The sequence below is a fragment of the Nostoc spongiaeforme FACHB-130 genome (assembly GCF_014698475.1).
Classification (GTDB): domain Bacteria; phylum Cyanobacteriota; class Cyanobacteriia; order Cyanobacteriales; family Nostocaceae; genus Nostoc_B; species Nostoc_B spongiaeforme.
Genome location: NZ_JACJTB010000075.1, coordinates 1 through 19,502, shown reverse-complemented (window position 1 = coordinate 19,502; position 19,502 = coordinate 1). Strand labels below are relative to the sequence as shown.

General features: G+C 39.9%; 18 protein-coding genes. 10 read left to right on the top strand and 8 right to left on the bottom strand.

The genetic code is table 11. The annotated features are described in order from the left end of the window. Positions 1-172: 172 nt before the first annotated feature. Positions 173-1,825 (top strand): ABC transporter substrate-binding protein, encoded by a 1,653-nt coding sequence (locus tag H6G74_RS29555; RefSeq protein ID WP_190971119.1) that lies wholly within the window; start codon positions 173-175, stop codon positions 1,823-1,825. A gap of 126 nt (positions 1,826-1,951) precedes the next feature. Beyond that, positions 1,952-2,977: an ABC transporter permease gene (locus H6G74_RS29550; protein ID WP_190971118.1), complete on the top strand. Its 1,026-nt coding sequence runs from the start codon at positions 1,952-1,954 to the stop codon at positions 2,975-2,977. Positions 2,978-3,324: 347 nt separating this feature from the next. On the opposite strand, the gene H6G74_RS29545 is transcribed toward H6G74_RS29550, so the two are convergent. After that, the gene (locus H6G74_RS29545) at positions 3,325-4,566 is read right to left on the bottom strand and encodes a molybdopterin molybdotransferase MoeA (RefSeq protein WP_190971117.1); all 1,242 of its coding nucleotides are present in this window, start codon (positions 4,564-4,566) and stop codon (positions 3,325-3,327) included. Between the two features lie 232 nt (positions 4,567-4,798). Between H6G74_RS29545 and H6G74_RS29540 the strand changes: the two genes are divergently transcribed. Continuing rightward, entirely contained in the window at positions 4,799-5,464 is a 666-nt protein-coding gene (locus tag H6G74_RS29540; RefSeq protein WP_190971116.1) for a DUF4230 domain-containing protein, read from the top strand. Between the two features lie 129 nt (positions 5,465-5,593). On the opposite strand, the gene H6G74_RS29535 is transcribed toward H6G74_RS29540, so the two are convergent. The 3 genes from H6G74_RS29535 to H6G74_RS29525 form a co-directional block, all read right to left on the bottom strand. Beyond that, entirely contained in the window at positions 5,594-5,881 is a 288-nt protein-coding gene (locus H6G74_RS29535; RefSeq protein WP_190693675.1) for a DUF2442 domain-containing protein, read from the bottom strand. Positions 5,882-5,884: 3 nt separating this feature from the next. Further along, positions 5,885-6,145 (bottom strand): DUF4160 domain-containing protein, encoded by a 261-nt coding sequence (locus H6G74_RS29530; RefSeq protein WP_190693673.1) that lies wholly within the window; start codon positions 6,143-6,145, stop codon positions 5,885-5,887. 115 nt (positions 6,146-6,260) lie between these two features. After that, entirely contained in the window at positions 6,261-6,512 is a 252-nt protein-coding gene (locus tag H6G74_RS29525; protein WP_190971121.1) for a hypothetical protein, read from the bottom strand. 76 nt (positions 6,513-6,588) lie between these two features. Between H6G74_RS29525 and H6G74_RS29520 the strand changes: the two genes are divergently transcribed. The 4 genes from H6G74_RS29520 (at position 6,589) to H6G74_RS29505 (ending at position 9,860) form a co-directional block, all read left to right on the top strand. After that, entirely contained in the window at positions 6,589-7,146 is a 558-nt protein-coding gene (locus H6G74_RS29520) for an RDD family protein (protein WP_190971115.1), read from the top strand. Between the two features lie 44 nt (positions 7,147-7,190). Beyond that, positions 7,191-7,385, top strand: coding sequence for a 50S ribosomal protein L33 (rpmG, locus tag H6G74_RS29515; RefSeq protein WP_083468823.1), 195 nt, complete (start codon positions 7,191-7,193; stop codon positions 7,383-7,385). 2 nt (positions 7,386-7,387) lie between these two features. Next, entirely contained in the window at positions 7,388-7,603 is a 216-nt protein-coding gene (gene rpsR / locus H6G74_RS29510; RefSeq protein ID WP_062296148.1) for a 30S ribosomal protein S18, read from the top strand. A 196-nt stretch (positions 7,604-7,799) separates the two neighbouring features. Then, positions 7,800-9,860: a ribonuclease catalytic domain-containing protein gene (locus tag H6G74_RS29505; protein ID WP_190971114.1), complete on the top strand. Its 2,061-nt coding sequence runs from the start codon at positions 7,800-7,802 to the stop codon at positions 9,858-9,860. Positions 9,861-10,167: 307 nt separating this feature from the next. Here H6G74_RS29505 and H6G74_RS29500 read toward each other — a convergent pair whose 3' ends face one another. Then, positions 10,168-11,334 carry a pyridoxal phosphate-dependent aminotransferase gene (locus H6G74_RS29500; RefSeq protein ID WP_190971113.1) on the bottom strand — a complete coding sequence of 389 codons (1,167 nt, stop codon included), beginning with the start codon at positions 11,332-11,334 and terminating at the stop codon, positions 10,168-10,170. A gap of 231 nt (positions 11,335-11,565) precedes the next feature. Further along, entirely contained in the window at positions 11,566-12,351 is a 786-nt protein-coding gene (locus tag H6G74_RS29495) for a class I SAM-dependent methyltransferase (protein ID WP_190971112.1), read from the bottom strand. 322 nt (positions 12,352-12,673) lie between these two features. On the opposite strand from H6G74_RS29495, the gene H6G74_RS29490 reads away from it, so the two are divergent. The 3 genes from H6G74_RS29490 to H6G74_RS30885 all read left to right on the top strand — a co-directional run bounded on the left by H6G74_RS29490 (position 12,674) and on the right by H6G74_RS30885 (position 14,709). Beyond that, on the top strand, positions 12,674-12,988 hold the full coding sequence (locus H6G74_RS29490) for a hypothetical protein (protein WP_190592709.1): 315 nt from the start codon (positions 12,674-12,676) through the stop codon (positions 12,986-12,988). 311 nt (positions 12,989-13,299) lie between these two features. Further along, positions 13,300-14,172: a TIR domain-containing protein gene (locus tag H6G74_RS29485; RefSeq protein WP_190971111.1), complete on the top strand. Its 873-nt coding sequence runs from the start codon at positions 13,300-13,302 to the stop codon at positions 14,170-14,172. 240 nt (positions 14,173-14,412) lie between these two features. After that, complete coding sequence (locus tag H6G74_RS30885) at positions 14,413-14,709, top strand: hypothetical protein (protein WP_199341164.1); 297 nt, start codon at positions 14,413-14,415, stop codon at positions 14,707-14,709. Positions 14,710-14,750: 41 nt separating this feature from the next. On the opposite strand, the gene metK is transcribed toward H6G74_RS30885, so the two are convergent. After that, positions 14,751-15,935: a methionine adenosyltransferase gene (gene metK, locus H6G74_RS29475; RefSeq protein ID WP_190971110.1), complete on the bottom strand. Its 1,185-nt coding sequence runs from the start codon at positions 15,933-15,935 to the stop codon at positions 14,751-14,753. A gap of 272 nt (positions 15,936-16,207) precedes the next feature. Continuing rightward, a complete protein-coding gene (locus H6G74_RS29470; protein WP_190971109.1) occupies positions 16,208-19,228 on the bottom strand; it encodes a cation-translocating P-type ATPase in 3,021 nt (1,006 codons plus the stop codon). Positions 19,229-19,502 lie beyond the last annotated feature (274 nt).

Sequence of the window (19,502 nt, the reverse complement as noted above, 5' to 3'; positions counted from 1 at the left end):
TCAACAGGGTCGAACCGTCTACCATATTCATTGGGAGACCTCAAGCTTTGGTGTCGTTACCTTTATCTTGTGGTTTCCCCTTCTTTTTTGCTACCCCATCTCACATAAGGCGTGTATTATTGCCAGACATATAGTATGATTACTGACCGCTAATTGAAAAAATTTCAAAGGTATGACTTTGTTTCCCTTTTCTATCCGAAGATGGGGTCGGTTGACTCAATTCGTTTCTCTGTTCTGTCTGTGTTTATTTTTAGTCATTAGTTGTGGTACACGACCACAAGCCAATACCACGCCGTCGAGTAATCCCAATACGCCTGGGGGTGATGGTCGTATTACTATTGGGACAACTGCCAAACCGAGGACATTAGATCCAGCCGATGCTTACGAGTTGGCATCTTTGGGTTTAGTGTTTAATATGAGCGATCGCCTTTATACTTACGAACCAGGTAGTACAGAAATTAAACCCCAACTGGCGACAAGTTTACCCAAAGTCAGTCAAGACGGTTTAACTTACACTATCCCACTGCGCCAAGGCGTTGTGTTTCACGATGGCACACCCTTCAACGCGAAAGCAATGGAGTTTAGTATTAAGCGATTTATTGACAATAAAGGTAAACCTTCTTTTTTATTAGCTGATACAGTAGCTTCCGTAACCGCGACAGGTGAAAATGAGCTAACAATTAAACTCAAAAAACCCTTTGCAGCATTTCCTTCATTACTGGCATTTTCGGGAGTTTGTGCAGTTTCACCCAAAGCTTATGAAATAGGTGCTGGTAAATTCCAACCCAATACATTTGTAGGGACTGGCCCTTACAAATTAGCGCAGTATGGTACAGATTCACTGCGGATGGATGTATTTGATAAATATTGGGGAGAAAAACCAGCAAATCAAGGGATTAATGTCCAAATTCAAACTAGTCCAGTTAACTTGTTTAATGCTTTTCGGACAGGTGCAGTCGATGTAGCTTATTTATCACTACAACCTGATCAAATTCGTAGCTTAGAAGAAGGTGGTAAAAAAGGAGATTGGCAAGCGATTACAGCCCAAGGTAGTGTAGTAAGTTATCTGGTATTAAATCGCAATCAAAAACCTTTAGATAAACCAGAAGTAAGACAAGCGATCGCAGCAATTATCGACCGTCAACTATTAAATGAGCGAGTTTTATACGGTCAAGCTGATCCACTTTACAGCATGATTCCGACTACTTTCAACGTTTCCCAACCATTATTTAAAGATAAATATGGTGACGGTAAATTTGATCAAGCCAAGGAATTATTAACTAAAGCTGGCTACTCTAAAGATAATCCTGTCAAAATTCCACTGTGGTATCCTTCCAGTTCACCGACTCGCAGTTTAGCAGCACAAACGCTCAAATCACTGGCTGATACTAAAATGGAAGGTATCGTTCAATTAGAAGTCAACACAGTCGAAGGGCCGACTTTCTTTAAAGACATTTCTAAAGGTTTATATCCCGCAGCATTGCTTGATTGGTATCCTGACTTTTTAGATCCAGATAACTATGTTCAACCCTTCTTAGCTTGTCAAAAAGGTTCTGATGCGAAAGGTTGTGAAGATGGCGGTAGTCAAACTCAAGGTTCGTTTTACTATAGCGAAACCATGAATAAACTCATCGACCAACAACGCAAAGAACAAAATCCCGCAGCACGAGGGCAAATTTTTGCTCAAATTCAAACCCAAGTACTTAATGATGTACCTTACGTTCCCCTGTGGCAAAACAAAGATTATGTATTTGCTCAAAAAGGTGTCAGTAACGTGCAGCTTGACCCTACTCAGAATTTGATTTATAAAACAATCAAAAAATAGTTGATAGTCCTTTGTCATTTGTCCTTTGTCTTTTGTGTTCTACTTCACAAATAACAATGGCAAATGACCAATACTTCGGCTTCGCTCAGTACAAGTGACGAATGACCAATAACAAATAACTAAAATATGTCTCGCTCAAAAGCCCTACAATATTACATTGTTTCGCGGTTGCTTCTAGCACCGCTACAACTTTTAACTATCATTACTATCGTATTTTTATTATTAAGAGCGACACCCGGAGACCCTGCTGATGCGATTTTGGGTGGACGTGCGCCAGAAGCAGCAAAAGAAGAATTACGCAAGCAATTAGGATTAAATTTACCTATTTGGTTACAGTATTTAAATTATTTAGGCAACTTACTGCGGTTTGATTTAGGAACTTCTTTAACTAGTCGCGGACAAAATGTTTGGGACATCATCGGACAATATTTTCCGGCGACAGTGGAGTTAGCTGTATTTAGTATGACAGTTGCCCTTATTGTTGGTATTTTGGTAGGTACGCTTTCTGCTTCTCGTCCAGGAACATATTTTGATGTCGGTGGACGGTTATTTGGAATTATTACTTATGCTTTACCAATGTTTTGGGCGGGAATGTTGTTACAGTTAGTTTTTTCTGTGCAATTGGGTTGGTTTCCCAACTCTAACCGTTTTCCACCGACCCTACCGCCACCATCCCCAATTACCGGGCTGTATACTTTTGATAGCTTACTGAGTGGGAATTTGACGCAGTTTTTTGCTTCTTTGCACCATCTTGCCCTACCGAGTTTGACTTTGGGCATTTTGTTGAGTGGCATTTTTGAGCGCATTGTTCGAGTGAATTTAAAACAAACCCTACGCGCTGATTATGTAGAAGCAGCGAGAGCCAGAGGAATTGCAGAAAATAAAATTTTAGTCTCTCATGCTTTAAAGAATGCCTTAATTCCCGTAATTACGGTGTTAGGATTGACCTTTGCCTCGTTGTTGGGTGGTGCAATTTTAACGGAAGTGACATTTTCTTGGCCTGGTTTAGCCAATCGCTTATACCAAGCAATCAGCGATCGCGATTATCCCACAGTCCAAGGTGTCTTGGTATTCTTTGGGGCGATCGTTGTTGGCGCAAGCATTTTAATTGATATTATTAATGCTTACGTTGACCCACGCATCAGGTATTAAAGTAAGGCGGCGTGAATGAGAGTTAGGGAAAGGCAGGAGGGAACAGGGTTTTAGATGTGTGTACACACCCATAAGGAAGTAAAAATTCAAAAGTTATACCAATTTAAGAAAAGAATGCGACAGATATAGCAATCCTATCTGAGTTGTGAAAAAGTATTCTTTTTAACGAACCGCAAAGGACGCATAGACGCGATAGCGGCTTCCCGAAGGGTAGGACACAAAGAAGGAGAGGAAGGGAAAGAAAGAGAATTTCACAAATTTTTTAGGACTGCTATAGAAATTAGGAAAGTCTTACTGTAGCTAGATTGCTTAATTGTGAATTGCGAATTACGAATTGCGAATTGGTATTACACCGCAGCAATTAATAGAACTTGTACTTCTTCTCCTGCTGCAATTAAAGTTTGACCTACTGGTAAAACCGCTAAGGCATTAGTTTGAGCTAAGTTAATTAAATTGCCAGAATTGTGATTACCGCCAGCTTTGTAAAATTCATAAACGCCAGCAACTAAATTTAATTTTCCCCAAATGTAAGTTTCTCGTTTACCATTGGCGCGTAATTCATCACGCGATCGCACCTTAATAAATTTTGCCTCCCAGCCTTCAGCAAGTCCAGCTAATTTTTTAATTGCTGGTTGCACAAATCGCCAAAAAGTTACCAAAGCTGAAACAGGATTTCCTGGTAAACCAAAATAAATTGCTGAATTTTGCTGAGGAAAATTTGCCACAGTTAATGGTTTTCCTGGTGTCATTGCCACAGCACGAATATGAATTTTTGCTCCTAAATCTTCCAGAATTTTATCAACATAATCATATTCTCCAACAGAAACACCGCCAGAAGAAAGCACAATATCAGCATTTGCTATGGCGTAAGCAATTGTTTCTTGTAAAACATCTGGATTATCTTTCACAATGCCTAATAATAAAGGCTCTGCTCCACTTTCTTTAACTAAAGTCGCCAGGGCATAATTATTAGAATCGACAATTTGTCCTGGTTGTAATGGTGTGTTTGGTGTGACTAATTCATCACCAGTAGAAAAAATTGCAACTTCTGGACGGCGATAAACTTTGATTTGAGGACATTGTGCTGCTGCTAAAACAGCAATTTCCGGCGCTTTTAATTTGATTCCGGCTGGTAAGAGTTGATTTCCAGCTTGGTAATAAGATGCTTTGCGGCGGACAAATTCTTGCGGTTGGGGTGCGACTTGAATCAACACGCGATTTTCCTCGCGGCTTGTCCTTTCTTGCATAACTACAGTATCGGCACCGGCTGGAATTACTGCACCAGTAAAAATTCGCGCTGCTTGTCCTGGCTGAATTGTGGTTTTGGATTGATATCCGGCGGGAATTTCCTCAACTATTTCTAAAATAGCTGGTTGTTCGGCATTAGCTTGCTTTACATCTACGTAACGGACTGCGTAACCATCCATCGCCGAATTATCCCAATGAGGGAAATCTAGCTGACTGGTGATGGGGTTTGCCAAAATGCGATCGCTCGCCGCCAATAAATCTACAATTTCTATATCGTGTTCCGCATTTAACGGCTGTACCAAATTTAAAATAATTGCTTCTACATCGCTAACTGGTAACATTGCTATTGCCTCAAGTTATTCGCCTAATTATCCTTATAATGAAACTACTATTTATCTGGTTTAGTAATTAGTAAATTTCCAGTTTTTTATAAAAAAAGTTAATATCCATTTTTTTAATACCCAGTGACTGACACCAATTATTTTAAGAGTAAATACGCAAGCCAAATATAAGTATTATAAGTTACTAATATTACATACTACCATCTAAATTCAATCTAAAAAGGCATTAGTAATGACTTCTTTCAGTGGCTTAATGCAGACTATACAAGGTGTTACAGGTTTTTTTGTTGACATTAAAAAAACAATAATAGTGGGAATCATAGTCACCACATCTATGCTTTTGTTTGGCTTTTATGTTTTTTCCGACCAAAGAACTGAGACAAAAATACAAACAGTTATTCTTGGTGGATTGAAAGAGATAAGCGACTTCAACGTTGTGAAAATGCAAAGTAAAGCTACTGTAGTTGAGCAAGAAAAAAATGTAGTTTTTTCAATTCCTTTAGGTCAAACTAAAGTTATTTATGAAGGAGTAGGTACGATTCGCGTTGGAATGGATATGAAATCGCTTGAAATCAAGGAACTGAGTGAAAATAATCATTTAGTACATATTATCTTACCTCCACCATACATTACGGAAACTACTCTAGATGTTGAATCTTCACGCCTTTTAGATCATCATCGTGATGGAATTAGTTTTAAATCAAAAATTGAACTACAAGATCAAGCACAAAGAGATGCTCTGAAAACTATTAGAGTTGAAGCTTGTGAAAATGGCATCATGGACGCTGCTAATAAAAACGCAAAAGAACAGGCAGAGAAAATACTTTATGCAGCAGGTTATAGACAAATTATCATAGATACTCAAGCACCGAAATCTGGTAATTGTCCTATTTTCTAAAAATTTACTTCCATATAAATCAACTAAAAAGCCCAACATATCCTTTAATAATGTTGGGTTTTATCATAAATACCTCAGTAAGCTATTTTTTGTAAGCCAAGATTTAAAGCTATACACTGCTGTTATATATCAAATTTTATTTGCTTTTTTGAAAATTTGATAATTACTGATTGCTTCTCCTGTAACTTCTGCATAAAGTACATCAGGGTCAAAATCTGCGCCATTCTCCCAATAAATCGTTCCCCACTCAGAATTTATTTTCACTTGTTGGAAATAGTTAATATCTTTTAGCGGGGCAAAAATCCCTGTAAACGATATTAATTTACTAATATCAATAATTCCTTGTTTATTATCTTCAAACTTGATGTAAAGTTGATAACCTTCTCTCGGTTCGACTGCAATAATATCTTTAAGCATGACTTACTCCAATGGTTCAATTTTTTCTAAAGGATTATTGAGTCTAGCTTTTTCCCAGTTGTCCATCAATTCCGCTTTATGTAAATTCGCCCACTCCATTACAAGTGCTAATACTCTAGATGACAATTTACCTTCTAAGATAGATAAAGTTTCAATATCAATAATCGCTTTTTGTTGATTATAACGAACATGGAAATGTGGCGGTGGATGGTCGTTATAATACATGGTAATAATAATTCCTAAAAAACGGCTAATTTCTGGCATTAAAACAATAAATAAATGAAGTTTTATGTAGGTATACAGTTAGATTCATGAAAAAATTCCAGTATTATGTAGTGGCAAAATCGTGAAAGAGTCTTATGATGCAACTGAAAAATATTCAAGCTATATCCTGAATACTTACAATTCCCTTGCTACACCATGATTGTAGTAGCCATTTATTAGATTGCTGGTCAAGGGCCGGTAAGACGCGAAAATTAAAAACATCTTGCCACACTTCAACACCATACTGAGTGACAAAAGTTTTTTCCAATTCTTTAAAAAGCAGATAATCACGGTCATCAATAGCACTTAGCATCGGAATGATGATACTAACGGGGATTTGATTAGCGGTTGTCCCTGTGGATGTCATTCTGGGTAATCCTCTTAATATTAAGAATAGAAGCATAGATTATTTTTCCATATCTAAATAAAAATACCTGTTTTATATGACTATCGAAAGGATTCCGCAAAAACACTATCCCAAGGCTGAGATTTGGCGGCGCGGTCTGGCTTTGGGTTTGGATTTTTTAGGTGCTTGGTTAGTTAGTTCCCTATTTGGAAGTAGTAGCCTTGGTATTCAATTTGTCCAAATTTTAGTTTTTATCTTTTGTTGGCTGATTTTACGGGTAGTGGTGGTATTTAATAATCGAGGGCAAAGTTTAGGACGCTGGGCTTTTGATTTGAAAATCCTAGAAGTGGAAAATGGGCAAGTAGTAGGGAGAATTCCAGAGTTGCTGGCACTGGTGAAGCGAGAAGCTATAATTGGCTTTGGTGCTTTGTTGGTGTCGATCGCCCTTGGCAACCTGAGAGCAAATCCCACTGCTATACTGCTATTACTTCCTCTGGCAATAGACTGTGGTGCAGCTTTCTCCGATCCCCAGTTACGGCAAGCTTTGCATGACCGTTACGCTAGAACTTTTATAGTTTCATCGCGTCGGGGCTACTCGCTCGATATCAAAATCAAGCGTTTAGTTGATACTTTGCAACGAAATGTGCGAAGATAGTCATTTGTGTAAATTTCTCTTCAGGCTTTACTGTTTGTAAGATTATGGCTAAGAGTAAAGGTGTCCGCATAATAGTGACACTAGAATGTACCGAGTGTCGTAGTAACCCTGACAAGCGTTCTCCTGGTGTGTCCCGGTATACCACCATGAAAAACCGTCGTAATACGACCAACCGTCTAGAACTGAACAAGTTCTGTACCCACTGCAACAAACATACCGTTCACAAGGAAATCAAGTAAAGATGAGTTACTATCGTCGTCGTCTATCTCCAATTAAGCCAGGAGAGCCAATCGATTACAAGGATGTTGATTTACTGCGTAAGTTTATTACCGAACGAGGCAAAATTCTACCTCGCCGGATCACTGGGTTGACTTGTCAGCAACAGCGAGACTTAACATTAGCAATTAAACGGGCGCGGATTGTCGCATTGTTACCGTTCATCAACGCTGAAGGCTAAATCAATTTTAAGATTGGGATTTTAGATTTTGGATTAACAAGAAAAGCTGATTTAATAGCTTTGTCTTTCTGAGTCCAAAATCTCAAATCTGAATAATAAAGTGTAAAATTGGTTCCTACATAAAAATTCTGGGATTCAAGATTATTTAATCTAAAATCCAAAATCCAAAATCTAAAATTATAAGAGTGCGAGAGTTGTGGAGAAGGGGACGCTAGTTGAATTTAGGGTTCAAGGCGATCGCCGTCTGGGTGTGGTAGATCGTCCAGATGGTAAGACCCGTTGGTTTGTGGTAGATGAACGTGGTCAATCCCACAGCCTCGCGCCGAGACAAATTACATATACAGTAACCGGACAAACCTACAAGTCCTCTGACATTCCAAAATTTCTCGAAGAAGTCAAACCATATTTAGACCCATCTAGCTTAGAAGTGGCTTGGGAATTATTGGTGGAAGATGGAGAAGCAGTCACCCCATCGCAAATGGCGAATCTGCTGTTTTCCGAATCAGAGCCAGCCCCTTGTTATGCAGCCCATTGCTTGTTATCAGATGATAAACTCTACTTCAAGCAAAAAGGTGATGCTTATGAACCCCGCACAACGGCGCAGGTAGCCGAACGTAAACATCAAATAGAAGTAGAAACCCTCAAAGCCAAGGGACAGCAAGAATTTTTAGTGCGTGTAGAACAGGCACTCAAAGGTGAAGCAGTAGAATGGCAAAGACACGATCGCCATCGTCTAGAAGCATTAGAAAAATACGCAGCTTTAATGGCTGATATTGTGCGGGAGGGAGTAAAATATGATGCGCTATCTAGAGCGTATCCTCCTCCAGCACCAGTCTTAGAAACGATGAATATGCTGGGGCGGCCTGGAACCCCCCAAGGAGCTTTTCAATTATTAGTAGACCTGGGCTGGTGGAGTCCCTATGAAAACTTGTTCCTGCGTCGTTCGTCAATTCCTGTTCAGTTTACTAGCAAGGTATTAGAAGTGGCGCAACAGCGTTTGGATTCCCCAACAACAGACTTGGATGCAAATCGCCTGGATTTGACTCATCTAAAGGTTTACACAATTGATGATGAAAGTACCACTGAGATAGATGATGGTCTGAGTTGGGAATCACTCAGCGATGGTCAAGAAAGATTGTGGGTACATATTGCTGACCCGACGCGCTGGTTAGAACCAGAAGATGACTTAGATTTAGAAGCCAGAAAGCGTGGAAGTACGGTTTATTTGCCCACAGGGATGGTTCCCATGTTCCCAGAAATCTTGGCGACTGGGCCGATGAGTCTGGTACAGGGGAGAATTTGTTGCGCCCTGAGTTTTGGGATTATTCTAAATAGCAATGGGGCAGTAGAAGATTACAGCATTCACGCCAGCTTGATTAAACCGACATATCGCCTCACCTATGAAGATGTCGATGAAATGCTGGAATTAGGAGTGCAAGCAGAACCAGAAATTGCCGCGATCGCTACTTGGGCAATCAAACGCAAATCTTGGCGTTACAACCAAGGAGCCATCAGCATCAATATGCCAGAGGCAATGATTAAAGTCAAAGGCGATGATATTAGTATTGATATCTTAGATGATTCCTCATCACGGCAACTAGTAGCAGAAATGATGATTCTTGCTGGTGAAGTAGCAGCCCGTTATGGTAAAACCCACAATATACCCTTACCTTTTCGCGGTCAGCCCCAGCCAGAATTACCCCCAGAAGAAGAATTAATTCAACTCCCTGCTGGGTTTGTGCGTGCTTGTGCTATGCGGCGGTGTATGCCGAAAAGTGAAATGAGTATCACACCTCTACGTCATGCAGGTTTGGGTTTAGACACTTATACCCAAGCCACTTCGCCCATCCGTCGCTACAGTGATTTACTTACTCATTTTCAATTAAAAGCCCACCTGCGCGGCGAAGTTCTGCCCTTTTCCGCCGAACAACTCAAAGAAGTAATGATGACTGTCTCTACCATTACCCAAGAAGTAACAATGGTAGAACGACAAACTAATAGATATTGGGCATTAGAATATCTCCGCCGTCATCCTGAACAAGTTTGGTCAGTCACAGTTTTAATGTGGTTACGAGAAGACAGTAACTTAGCACTGATTCTATTAGAAGATTTGGGGTTACAGTTACCAATGATTTTTAAACGTTCTGTAACCTTGGGCGAACAATTATTAGTGAAAGTGAGTATTGCTGACCCACAAAAAGATATGATTCAATTCCAAGAAATCATGTATCAAGAAGCTCAATCTGCGGTGAATTAATTCTCGCTGTCTTTTGGGAGAGAATAATCTGAAACTCTTATTTTTACGTTTATTCTCAACAAGGATGTTGAAATGATAAAGTGGGTTGGCGATCGCTCAATTCATTAATTTGTTTAGCATTCACAAGTGGGTTAGTATTCTTCTCTCCCCGTAATAAAAAAAGAGGGATTAGGGCTAGGTACAAGATATGTATATAGGTTACAGGTAATCACGATGGGTTTCGATACCAAAGTTTTTGTTTTACTGTATTTATAATTATTTTGGTCATCTGTCAAATGACAAATGACCAATGACAAATGACCCTAAATTAAATTCTTGATCGCACAAACTTTTCTAACCTATCCAAGCCTTTTTCGATTGTAGCTAAATCGGTGGCGTAGGAAAGGCGAATGTTATTATCTGCACCAAAGGCAATTCCGGGAATGACTGCAACTTGATGTTCTTCAATCAATGCGTCGCAAAATTCTAGAGATTTGAGTCCGGTTTTGCTGATGTCGGGGAACAGATAAAAAGCGCCGTCTGGTTTGGGACAGTATAAACCGGGAATGGCGTTGATTTGCTCTAGCATGACTTGTCGCCGCTTGGTGAAAGCTTGCAGCATTTCAGCTACACAGTCTTGAGATTCTTCTAAAGCAGCGATCGCACCATATTGAGCAAAGGTACACACATTAGATGTACTATGCCCTTGAATGGAGTTGGCTGCTTTAATAATCTCGACTGGCCCAGCTAAGTAACCCAAACGCCAGCCTGTCATAGAATAAGCTTTGGCAAACCCATTACTAATAAAGGTGCGCTCAAAAATTTCTTGTCCCAGGGAACCAATGCTGATATGTTCTGCACCGTCGTAGAGAATTTTTTCGTAAATCTCATCGGAGACTACATAGATATCTGCATCAACTATTACCTGTGCCAAAGCTTTAATTTCCTCTGGCGTGTAAACCATCCCCGTGGGGTTGGAGGGGGAGTTGAGGACAAATAACTTGGTTTTAGGGGTGATAGCTTGGCGCAGTTGTTCCGGTGTAATTTTATAGCCAGTGGAAGCATCTGTGTTGACAATCACGGATACGCCACCTGCTAAAGTTACCATTTCGGGATAACTCAGCCAATAGGGAGCCGGAATAATCACCTCATCACCCGGATCGATGAGTGACAATATCAAATTGTACAAAGAATGTTTACCGCCATTGGTGACGATGACATTTTCTGCTTTGTAATCTAAACCGTTATCAGATTTCAGCTTTTGGGCGATCGCTTCCCTTAACTTTGGTTCTCCAGGTGCTGGGCCATACTTGGTTTTACCTTCTGCCAAAGCTTTTGCTGCTGCGGCTTTAATATGTGCTGGGGTGTCAAAATCCGGTTCACCAGCACTAAAACTACAAACATCTATACCTTCCGCCTTCATCGCCTTAGCTTTAGCTGCGATCGCTAAGGTTAAAGAAGGTTTTACCTGACTTACTCTTGCTGCCAGTTTCATTCTTACTTATTCTTTGGCAAATCTCTCACTTATCTTAGGATATCCCAGAAACCCTACCAAGATTTGTCTTTTGATGAATTCCCTTTCATCTTTCTATTTTTTGTTCTACTTTACACCAGGATGTTCAATAATCTCTTAGGAATTTACAAATATCTCTCTCCTCTGTCTCCCTTGTCCCCCTTGTCCCCCCAGTTTCCCTTGATTCTCATATTAAATACGACTACCAAAAAATCACTGAGAAGCTTGTTTGGCAAACACCATCAAATGCTGTTGGGGTAATAGATTTTTAGTCTCGCGCCACGCTAAACCAACAGCCTGCATTTCTTTCTGCACTTGTTTTTGTGTCATTTTATGCAGGTTTTTAATCATGATGAAGGGATTTTCACCCCGGTATTCTACCAGTACGACTCTACCCCCTGGTTTCAGTGCTTTGACAATTCCTTGCATCACCTCGTAGGGATATGCAAATTCGTGGTAAGCATCTACCATTAAAGCCAAATCAATACTTTGTGCTGGCAAATTGGGATTATCAATGGTTGCTAAAATTGGTTCAACATTAGTAATTTTCTTCTTTTGTTTGCTATCTTGAATTATCTCTAGCATTTCTGGCTGAATATCTACCGCCAAAACTTTTCCTTGGGTTAATAAAGGTGCAATTAAAAAACTCAGATAACCTGTACCAACACCAATATCGGCAACTACATCATTGGGTTTTAAATCCAATGCACTAACTATTTTACTTGGCTGTTCTTCTAACTCGCGGCTAGGACGTTCTAGCCAACCTGCGCCTGTGTGTCCCATAACTTTAGCGATTTCTCTTCCCATATAATATTTGCCAATTCCATCGGGACTATGATTAACTCTTTGTTCATAAATTTTGCTTGAATCAAGATTTGTAATTTCTGGTTGATTTGCACTCAGCCACCAACCAATTACAGCAATCAGAATAATTCCCGCAATCGATACCAAACTAAATTTACGGATTTGATTTGGCAATATCAGTTCTAATCTCTTCATAATATGATGCAAATCTTTGATGTAGTAGCCAACTGATATTACTACATCCTAGTTTTTTGAAACAATTGCTAGTACCACTTTAGTCGAACAAAATTATAAATATCTCTCCCTTGTCTACCGTATCTCTTTCATTCATCTATCAATTAGTACAGGTTGGCGTAAATACATAGACCATAAGAAATTGCTAAAAAGCTTGCGGTATCACTATTTTTTCTTTTTCCTTTTGACTTTTTACTTTTGCCTTGTTTTACTAGGGCTACTATTGTTAGCCGTGCATAACATTTGGGTACTCTAGACAAATAAATCTCAAGGAGGCGTGACCATGAATCGCATAAAATATAATGCCACAGAACTGTTTGCCAGAATTACTCTTGTTGTGCTGTTAATTTCGGTTGTGGGTGCTATTTTATTTGATTGGTCAGATAACATCAAAAAAGCACTGATAGCATTTTGGATTGTTATGCCACCCTTATGGTTATGGTTTGAGTTTTGTTATTTATATGAACGAGGAATTACGCCATTTGCTAAGGATTTTGAAAAGTATAAATATAGTCAAGAACTTTCAAAAAATCTCTGGTTAGCAATATCAGCAATTCTGTTATTTATCTATTTTGGTAAATTGCCTGGTTTTCAGTAGTTAGATTTAGGAGGAGGGATAGAGTTACGACGTACAAATAGTAATAAATTTCCAATTATAAATGCCACTACCTAAAGTTGTTATTGATACTAATGTCATTAAACTTCTTACATAAATATTTTTGTGTTTCGCCCATATACGTGGGCGATAGCGGCTCTTCGGTGGGAGTGTATTATGAAATATTTTTCCTTTGGCGACTCTGCCTGTATGACCCTAAAGATTTTTTATTCGCGGTGAGTTAAGCTATTAGCTATGGATAGTTTTGATATACCTCCTATTGAATGCGCCTGCCCTCTCGGAAAAATTAGGATATGACCAACCTTGAACGCGACTTGAAACAAAGACCACAAATTTTCGTAAGTTACGCCAGTGCAGACAGCACGGCTGCAAAAACAATTGTGGAAGGGTTGCGATCTCATGATCTTAATGTTTGTCTAGATGCTGATGAACTGCGTCCGGGAAATGACATAGCTGAATCTATTCGTGCTACTATTTCAGCCAGTGCCTACTTTTTAATGCTTTTCTCCAAACACTCAGCACGTTCTCCTTGGATGGATTACGAAATTGAAACTGTGCTAAAGGAATTGCAAAGCCGAGATGTCACTTTCTTACCTATACTTTTGGAAGACTGTGATATTCCGCCGTATCTTGCTATGTATCAGTGGTTTGATATGAGAAATGGACTTGAAGAGAATTTAGAGAAGCTTACGGAGGCTTTAAGATTTACTCCAAAAATTGATTTTGAAAAACTATCTCCACAAACTTTTGAGCAACTAGTTGTGGATCTTCTACAAAAACTTGGTTTTGTTAGTTTGCAGTCAGAAATACAGCAAAATAACTCAGGTATTGATGCTGTTGTTGAGTTTCGTCAAAAAGACCCATTTGGTGCTGAAACTCGTGAAATTTACGCCGTCGAAACTAAACTTTATCATCATGCTCGCGCAGATTTACAAACTCTTAGACAGTTAGCTGGATATGCTAAAAGCAATCCAAAAATCAATAAAGCACTTCTGGTTACAAATGGAAACCTTACATCTGTTGCTCTTGATTGGGTAAAGGATGCCCAAAAAATTATCGGTATCCCAATCAGAGTTATTTCTGGAACAGAGTTGAAGAGGCTTCTTTTACAAAATACTGACTTGGTTTCCAAGTACTTTTCTACTAGCTTGAGCAATGCTTCATGAGCCGAGTCACTGAGTTTAGTTAATCGGCTTGATAAATGTCCTGCTGGAAAAAGAGGTTGGCAACAGTTTGAAGACATTTGTGTAGAAATTCTAGAATTTCTTTTTGTTCCACCGTTAGTTAGGCCAATCATTCAGCCAAGAACATACTCTGGTACAAATCGGCGTGATGCTGTATTTCCTAATCGTAATTTTGATGAAAAGCATAGCTGGGGTTTACTTCTGCGCGAATTAGAAGCGAGAATGGTACTTTTTGAGTTCAAAAACTATGCAACAACAGATATTGGACATGAAGAGGTAATACAAACTGATAATTACCTTACTGAACCTATGGGCAGACTGGCAATTATGATTTGTAGTAAGCTTCCTAATCGTGGCGCTCATATTCAGCGAAATACTATATATAGTAAGCATCGCAAGATAATTCTTTTTATGACTAAAGAACATCTTAAAGAAATGCTTTTCATTAAAGAAAGAGGTGAAGATCCATGTGACTTAATTGTTGATTTGGTTGAGAGATTCTACTTGCAACATGAGTAAACAAATTTTGGTTGAAGCCGTTTTAGAATAATTATTTCATCTCAAAACACGCCGACTTTATCTGTTTTTTCCCAGGGTAAATCGATATCCATTCTTCCTACATGGCCATAAACTGCGAGTTGGCGATAAAAACCGCCTGGATGAATTGTGGGTAAATGTCTTAAATTAAATTGTTTAATAATTCCTGCCAAGCGAAAATCAAAATGCTTTTCTAATAAGTTAGTAATTTCTTCGTCTGATATTTTACCTGTACCGAAGGTTTCGACTTGAATACTCACGGGACGAGACAAACCAATAGAATAACTTAGCTGTACTTCGCATTCATCGGCAAGTTTGGCGGCGACTATATTTTTGGCTGCATAACGGGCAATGTAAGCGCCGATTCTATCAATTCTAATTGGGTCTTTACCACTTAAAGCTGAACCACTATGTTTGGAATATTCGCCATAAGTATCGATCGCATTTTTTCTGCCGGTTAACCCTGAATGTACTGCTGGCCCGCCTTTAATAAATGCGCCATCAGGATTAATAAATATTCGGGTTTTGGCATCGGGGCGAATTTCTTCGTTCTCAAACACAGGATTAATCACTTTTTCCCGAATATCATCTTGTAATTGCTGGTAATCTGGTTTACCTGCTTTATTTTGACTAGCAATGACGGTAATACTATGGATTCTATAGGGGCGGCGATCGCGGTATTCTACTCCTACTTGAGTTTTACCATCAGGTGTGAGATAGGGTAGGATATTTTTGTGTCGGACTTCGCTTAATTGTCTGGCTAATTTATGCGCTAACCAAATCGGCAAGGGCATGAGAGTATAGGTTTGATTACAAGCAAAACCAAAGACTGTTACTTGATTTGTTACTGTAATTTTTTCTATCTCTTCATCAGATAAATTATGTTCATCAAATAAGTGCGTTTGACTGGCTGGTAATTCTCGCAAGCTGGTCAAAATACTACAGGTTTTACCGTTAAATTCTTTTTGTGCGTAACCAACTTGTTCTATTACTTGTCTGGCAATATTGGTAAAGTCTACATTGGCATTTGGTTCAAATCGGGCAGCTATAAATAATATGCCTGTGGATGCGGCACATTCGGTAATGACTCTGGCGTAAGGGTCTTGTTGTAAGAATCGGTCTACTATGGCATCGCTGATTTGGTCGCACAATTTATCAGGATGTCCTTCGGTGACTGATTCTGATGTGAACATGAAGTCTTTTTTCATAAGATTTAGTGTCTTGGCGCGACATTTTTTTAACGAACCACAAAGGACGCAAAGTTCGCAAAGAAAGAAGAAAATCAGAGAAATAGTATTGCTTTATCTCAGAAGGCAAATTTGAGGGATTACTAGTCTCAAGTATGAATACTCAGATTACTTAATCTTCTTCCTTTGTGTCCTTTGCGTCCTTTGCGGTACCCTACCCTTCGGGAACGCCTGACGGCGAACGGGAAGCCGCTTGCGCGTCTACGTTTTTTCCAGTTAACAAAACTCTAGAGTTACAGATTATTATCTGGCATAAGTAATGGTGGAACACCATTGATATTTGGCTGAATATTTTTTGTTGATTCACTTAACAATAACGGCCACAATGCACTACCAATAATGACTGCGGTATCGATAAAGTTAATTGGGGTAATCTTTAAGAGGTTTCGCAAAGGTGGCAGGGCGATCGCTAAAATTTGAATAGCAAAGGAACCAATAATAGCTGCATTTAAATAGCTATTACGTGGGAGTTTTTCTTTACTAAATAAGCTGTGATGTTCGGAACGACAGCTAATTGTATGCAGCAATTGGCTTGAGGTTAGGGTGAAAAAGGCAATAGTACTGGCTTGGGGGCTAAAACCATATCTGCGGATGGCGTAGGCGTAAGCGAGTAAGGTACTCACAGATAAACCAGCAGATTCAAAGACAATTCGCCCAAAGTCGGATTTTTTAATGATTGGTTCGTCAGGGTTGCGGGGTGGCTGACTCAAAACTTCTGGTTCTGGTGCTTCCATTGCTAAGGATAAGCCGGGGAAGATGTCGGTAACTAAGTTTAGCCAGAGTAGTTGAATCGCATTTAAGGGTTCGCCAATACCTGCGGCGGTGGCTACTGTCATCACCATGATTTCGCTGAGGTTGGTGGCGAGGAGGAAATGTACAGATTTGCGGATGTTGTTGTAAATTGTCCTTCCGCGACTGACGGCGACAATCATGGTTTCGAGGCGGTCGTCTTCCAGGACAATATCTGCAACTTCTCTGGCGACATCTGTACCGCCTTTACCCATAGCCACACCAACTTGGGCGGCTTTTAAGGCGGGTGCATCGTTAATTCCATCCCCTGTCATAGCGACGACTTTCCCGGCGGCTTGCAAGGCTTGGACTATTTGCAGTTTATTGCTGGGACTGATGCGGGCGAAGACATCTACTTTGTCGCTGAGGGCGGTTAAGGCTTCGGGGGTGAGATTATTGATGTTGCTGGAGTCGAGAATTTCTAATTGTTGTTCTTGACTTAATTCTAATTCTTTGGCGATCGCATAAGCTGTGGGGCTTTGGTCGCCGGTAATCATCACGGTAGCAATTCCGGCTTGATGGAAGTCACAAATAAGTTCTTTTGCACCTTTCCGAATGGGGTCAGCCATCCCGACTAAACCTAACCAAATCAAGTCTGTTTCATGGTTATTGTTGGTTGGGGAGTGGTTAATCTGGTTATAGGCTATCCCTAAAACTCGCAATGCTTTCCCAGCCATGCGATCATTTTCAATAGCGATCGCACTTTTATCGGCTTGGGTTAATTCTACTATTTGCCCATGTTTTACCCAGGTTTGGCAGAGTTCCACAACTTCGGCGGGGCTACCTTTGACGGCGATGAATTTATTACCATCATGAGTCTCGTGAATTGTACTCATCAAGTTACGATTTTCTGACCGCAAGTTGGTTTGCACTAGGGGATATTTTTCTCTCAGATCGATAATATCCACCCCAGAACTTATAGCCATATAAATCAGGGCATTTTCTGTAGCGGAACCGATGACTTCATACTGACCATTTCCTGCGCGACTAACTTGGCTTTCGTTGCAGAGAACAGAGACATGAATCAGCTTTAATAGTTCATCGTTGCTGTAGGGGTTGATGGTTTTTTCCCCGGTGATAAATTCCCCATCAGTAACTTTAATGTTGTGGGTGTTGCTTTGAATTTCGACGACTGACATTTTATTTTCTGTCAATGTGCCGGTTTTATCCATGCAAATTGTCTGCACAGAACCCAAGGCTTCCACTGCACTGAGGCTACGTACGAGGACACGGTTACGGCGCATATCACGGATACCAAGGGCAAGGGTGGTAGTCGCTACGGTGGGTAAGCCTTCGGGAACCGCCGCCACGGCTAGAGATATGGATGATTTCAACATCTGCACTAAACCATATCCCCGCCACACGCCCAAACCAAAGACTAGACCGCAAATACCCATACTGATTAAGACTAGCTGGCTACCCACTTGGTCTAGTTGTTTGGCGAGGGGCGTTTCCATTGCGGTGGCTTCGCCTACAAGTTGTTGGATATTGCCCATTTCGGTATTCTGTCCCGTGGCGACTACAACCGCCAGTCCTTGACCACCTGTAACCAACGTGCCTTTATAGGCCATGTTCAAGCGATCGCCTAATGGGATATCTTCACCTATTAGGGAATCATTGACTTTCGTAACAGGCAGACTTTCACCTGTTAAGGCAGATTCATCAATACTCAGGTTATCGGCTGCAATTAATCGCGCATCTGCGGCTACATAACTGCCGGGTTTCAGGGTTAAAACATCCCCCAAAACGACATTTTCTGTGGGTATTTCTCGCTGTTTACCGTCTCTAATTACCCATGTTGAGGGTTGGTCTCGATTTTTTAGGGAGTGAATGATTTTTTCTGATTGGCTTTCGGTGGTGTAACCAATGGCAGCATTGAGAATTACTACACCTAAAATTACCGCCGCGTCAATCACTCCACCCGTGAATATCGATACCCCCGCCGCCACACCGAGTAATGCCACTGGTAAAGATTGAAATTGCTCAATAATAATGCTTAAATCAGAGCGTGTTTCTGTTTGCGCCAAGACATTAGCACCATATTTATGCAGATTGGCACTGGCTAATTCACTGGATAATCCCCATGTTGGCGAGGTATTTAATTTGTGTACAACTTTATCGGACGGGATTAAATACCATTCTTCTTGGTTTTGTGGTTGCGGATTAGTAACTGTGGGTTTGCGAGTTTTTAAGTTTTTCTCTTTTTTCTTGGTGGGAATTAACTTACTCTTACCCTGGTAAGTTAATAAGACACTTTCGATAATAATTGCTATGTCTTTATAGCTTTTTTCTTGAGGGAAATAAACTAAAATTTTGCTAGTTAAAGGATTAGCATTCACAAACTTGATTTCTGGATAATTTAACAGCGATCGCTCCAGATAATTTTTGAGTTCTACTGAATTGTGAAGTTCTTCTACTTTATATCTAGCTCTGCCTTTAACTTTGGTATGTACTGCTTGAATCACTGCAATTTTTGCCCCCGTACTTGCTCTTGCAAAACTGCAATTTTGATATATCTCTCCATTAAAAAAATTATAAGGTATTTGACTGTATTACTGTTAATAGAAATGTTAAGAGTTTCAAAGCCTATAACTTAATGAATTAGGCAAAATTGATTAATTTTTATGGTTCTTCCGGTATTTTTATGGTGAGTAATAAAGTTTAGTAAATTTTAGTAACTATATTTTAATGATGCTCAGGCTGAAAACATAGACTGTGTAAGTATTACAACAGTTTTAA

What these genes read in the sequence shown, in the direction of transcription:
- H6G74_RS29555 (WP_190971119.1), top strand. Translation starts at nt 173, where the DNA reads ATGACTTTGTTTCCCTTTTCTATCCGAAGATGGGGTCGGTTGACTCAA.
- H6G74_RS29550 (WP_190971118.1), top strand. Translation starts at nt 1,952, where the DNA reads ATGTCTCGCTCAAAAGCCCTACAATATTACATTGTTTCGCGGTTGCTT.
- H6G74_RS29545 (WP_190971117.1), bottom strand. Translation starts at nt 4,566, where the DNA reads ATGTTACCAGTTAGCGATGTAGAAGCAATTATTTTAAATTTGGTACAG.
- H6G74_RS29540 (WP_190971116.1), top strand. Translation starts at nt 4,799, where the DNA reads ATGACTTCTTTCAGTGGCTTAATGCAGACTATACAAGGTGTTACAGGT.
- H6G74_RS29535 (WP_190693675.1), bottom strand. Translation starts at nt 5,881, where the DNA reads ATGCTTAAAGATATTATTGCAGTCGAACCGAGAGAAGGTTATCAACTT.
- H6G74_RS29530 (WP_190693673.1), bottom strand. Translation starts at nt 6,145, where the DNA reads ATGCCAGAAATTAGCCGTTTTTTAGGAATTATTATTACCATGTATTAT.
- H6G74_RS29525 (WP_190971121.1), bottom strand. Translation starts at nt 6,512, where the DNA reads ATGACATCCACAGGGACAACCGCTAATCAAATCCCCGTTAGTATCATC.
- H6G74_RS29520 (WP_190971115.1), top strand. Translation starts at nt 6,589, where the DNA reads ATGACTATCGAAAGGATTCCGCAAAAACACTATCCCAAGGCTGAGATT.
- rpmG (WP_083468823.1), top strand. Translation starts at nt 7,191, where the DNA reads ATGGCTAAGAGTAAAGGTGTCCGCATAATAGTGACACTAGAATGTACC.
- rpsR (WP_062296148.1), top strand. Translation starts at nt 7,388, where the DNA reads ATGAGTTACTATCGTCGTCGTCTATCTCCAATTAAGCCAGGAGAGCCA.
- H6G74_RS29500 (WP_190971113.1), bottom strand. Translation starts at nt 11,334, where the DNA reads ATGAAACTGGCAGCAAGAGTAAGTCAGGTAAAACCTTCTTTAACCTTA.
- H6G74_RS29495 (WP_190971112.1), bottom strand. Translation starts at nt 12,351, where the DNA reads ATGAAGAGATTAGAACTGATATTGCCAAATCAAATCCGTAAATTTAGT.
- H6G74_RS29490 (WP_190592709.1), top strand. Translation starts at nt 12,674, where the DNA reads ATGAATCGCATAAAATATAATGCCACAGAACTGTTTGCCAGAATTACT.
- H6G74_RS29485 (WP_190971111.1), top strand. Translation starts at nt 13,300, where the DNA reads ATGACCAACCTTGAACGCGACTTGAAACAAAGACCACAAATTTTCGTA.
- H6G74_RS30885 (WP_199341164.1), top strand. Translation starts at nt 14,413, where the DNA reads ATGGTACTTTTTGAGTTCAAAAACTATGCAACAACAGATATTGGACAT.
- metK (WP_190971110.1), bottom strand. Translation starts at nt 15,935, where the DNA reads ATGAAAAAAGACTTCATGTTCACATCAGAATCAGTCACCGAAGGACAT.